Origin of the sequence: Limosilactobacillus kribbianus, assembly GCF_026413145.1 — a bacterium.
GTDB lineage: Bacteria > Bacillota > Bacilli > Lactobacillales > Lactobacillaceae > Limosilactobacillus > Limosilactobacillus kribbianus.
This window is the reverse complement of record NZ_JAOVYZ010000088.1, coordinates 1-3,070: the sequence shown is the minus strand read 5'-3', so window position 1 is coordinate 3,070 and position 3,070 is coordinate 1. Positions and strand designations below refer to the sequence as shown.

General features: G+C 50.8%; 1 rRNA gene. It reads right to left on the bottom strand.

Annotated elements, in window-relative coordinates:
• Position 1: 1 nt before the first annotated feature.
• Positions 2-2,924 (bottom strand): 23S ribosomal RNA (locus OCT58_RS10130).
• Positions 2,925-3,070: the final 146 nt, after the last annotated feature.

Here is a 3,070-nt window from a genome sequence, read left to right as displayed (position 1 = left end):
CTTGGTTAAGTCCTCGACCGATTAGTAATGGTCCGCTCCATGCATCACTGCACTTCCACTTCCATCCTATCTACCACATCATCTCTGTGGGGTCTTACTTCCTTAACGGAATGGGAAATCTCATCTCGAGGCGAGTTTCACACTTAGATGCTTTCAGCGTTTATCTCGTCCATACATAGCTACCCAGCGATGCTCCTGGCGGAACAACTGGTACACCAGCGGTATGTCCATCCCGGTCCTCTCGTACTAAGGACAGGTCCTCTCAAATTTCCTACGCCCGCGACGGATAGGGACCGAACTGTCTCACGACGTTCTGAACCCAGCTCGCGTACCGCTTTAATGGGCGAACAGCCCAACCCTTGGGACCGACTACAGCCCCAGGATGCGATGAGCCGACATCGAGGTGCCAAACCTCCCCGTCGATGTGGACTCTTGGGGGAGATAAGCCTGTTATCCCCAGGGTAGCTTTTATCCGTTGAGCGATGGCCCTTCCATGCGGAACCACCGGATCACTAAGCCCGACTTTCGTCCCTGCTCGACCTGTCTGTCTCGCAGTCAAGCTCGCTTGTGCCTTTACACTCTGCGAATGATTTCCAACCATTCTGAGCGAACCTTTGGGCGCCTCCGTTACCTTTTGGGAGGCGACCGCCCCAGTCAAACTGCCCACCTGACACTGTCTCCCAGCACGTTCAGTGCTGCGGGTTAGAGTGGTCATAATGCAAGGGTAGTATCCCACCAACGCCTCCAGCGAAACTAGCGTTCCGCTTTCTACGGCTCCTACCTATCCTGTACAAGCAGTACAAACACTCAATATCAAGCTACAGTAAAGCTCCATGGGGTCTTTCCGTCCTGTCGCGGGTACCCTGCATCTTCACAGGGATTTCAATTTCACCGAGTCTCTCGTTGAGACAGTGCCCAGATCGTTACGCCTTTCGTGCGGGTCGGAACTTACCCGACAAGGAATTTCGCTACCTTAGGACCGTTATAGTTACGGCCGCCGTTTACTGGGGCTTCAATTCAGAGCTTCGCCGAAGCTAACCCTTCCTTTTAACCTTCCAGCACCGGGCAGGCGTCAGCCCCTATACTTCATCTTACGATTTTGCAGAAACCTGTGTTTTTGATAAACAGTCGCCTGGGCCTATTCACTGCGGCTGGCCTTGCGGCCAGCACCCCTTCTTCCGAAGTTACGGGGTCATTTTGCCGAGTTCCTTAACGAGAGTTCTCTCGCTCACCTTAGGATTCTCTCCTCGACTACCTGTGTCGGTTTGCGGTACGGGCAGTTAACTACTCACTAGAAGCTTTTCTCGGCAGTGTGACATCAACGACTTCGTTACTAAAATTTCACTCCTCATCACAGCTTGTCAACCCGAAGTTAAGCATTTGACTCAACTCCTGACTTACTGCTTGACCGCACTCTTCCAATCGTGCGGATCGCTTAGCCTCCTGCGTCCCTCCATTGCTCAAACGCAGTTAACTGGTACAGGAATCTCAACCTGTTATCCATCGCTTACGCCTTTCGGCCTCGGCTTAGGTCCCGACTTACCCTGGGAGGACGAGCCTTCCCCAGGAAACCTTAGTCATTCGGTGGACAGGATTCTCACCTGTCTTTCGCTACTCATACCGGCATTCTCACTTCTAAGCGCTCCACCAGTCCTCACGGTCTGACTTCGCCGCCCTTAGAACGCTCTCCTACCACGTGCACTTAGTGCACATCCACAGTTTCGGTAATATGCTTAGCCCCGGTACATTTTCGGCGCAGGATCACTCGACTAGTGAGCTATTACGCACTCTTTAAATGATGGCTGCTTCTGAGCCAACATCCTAGTTGTCTATGCAACTCCACATCCTTTTCCACTTAGCATATATTTAGGGACCTTAACTGGTGATCTGGGCTGTTCCCCTTTCGACGGTGGATCTTATCACTCATCGTCTGACTCCTGAGGATAAATCAATGGCATTCGGAGTTTATCTGAAGTTGGTAACCCATGACGGGCCCCTTGTCCAAACAGTAGCTCTACCTCCACGATTCTTAACCTCAAGGCTCCCCCTAAAGAGATTTCGGAGAGAACCAGCTATCTCCAAGTTCGTTTGGAATTTCACCGCTACCCACACCTCATCCCAGCCATTTTCAACTGACACGGGTTCGGTCCTCCAGTGCGCTTTACCGCACCTTCAACCTGGACATGGGTAGGTCACCTGGTTTCGGGTCTATAACTACATACTTCATACGCCCATTTAAGACTCGCTTTCGCTGCGGCTCCGGTTTTTCCACCTTAACCTTGCATGCAATCATAACTCGCCGGTTCATTCTGCAAGAGGCACGCCGTCACCCATTAACGGGCTCCGACAGCTTGTAGGCACATGGTTTCAGGAACTATTTCACTCCCCTTCCGGGGTGCTTTTCACCTTTCCCTCACGGTACTGGTTCACTATCGGTCACTAGGTAGTATTTAGCCTTGCGAGATGGTCCTCGCAGCTTCCGACGGGGTTTCACGTGTCCCGCCGTACTCAGGATCCTGAACTGAGGGTGTGACGTTTCGTCTACTGGGCTTTCACCATCTCTGGCACAGCTTCCCAACTGTTTCGACTACGTCGCACTTTGGTAACTCAAATGTTCAGTCCTACAACCCCAGTGAGCAAGCTCACTGGTTTGGGCTCTTCCCCTTTCGCTCGCCGCTACTCAGGGAATCGAATTTTCTTTCTCTTCCTGCAGCTACTGAGATGTTTCAGTTCACTGCGTTTACCGCTTGCCAGCTATAGATTCACTGGTCAAGCAAGCACCGACTAAGGTGCTTGGGTTTCCCCATTCGGAAATCTCCGGATCAAAGTGTACTTACCACTCCCCGAAGCATATCGGTGTTTGTCCCGTCCTTCATCGGCTCCTAGTACCAAGGCATTCACCATGCGCCCTTCATAACTTAACCTTGATGATCACGAAGTGATCACCTTGATTAATTGAGTTAGCGATTATTTCGTTAATAAAACTCAAATAACGCGGTGTTCTCGGTTTATTGTTTTAAGTTAATAAATTAAGAAAATAGATATTATTTAGTTTTCAAAGTACAAGCTC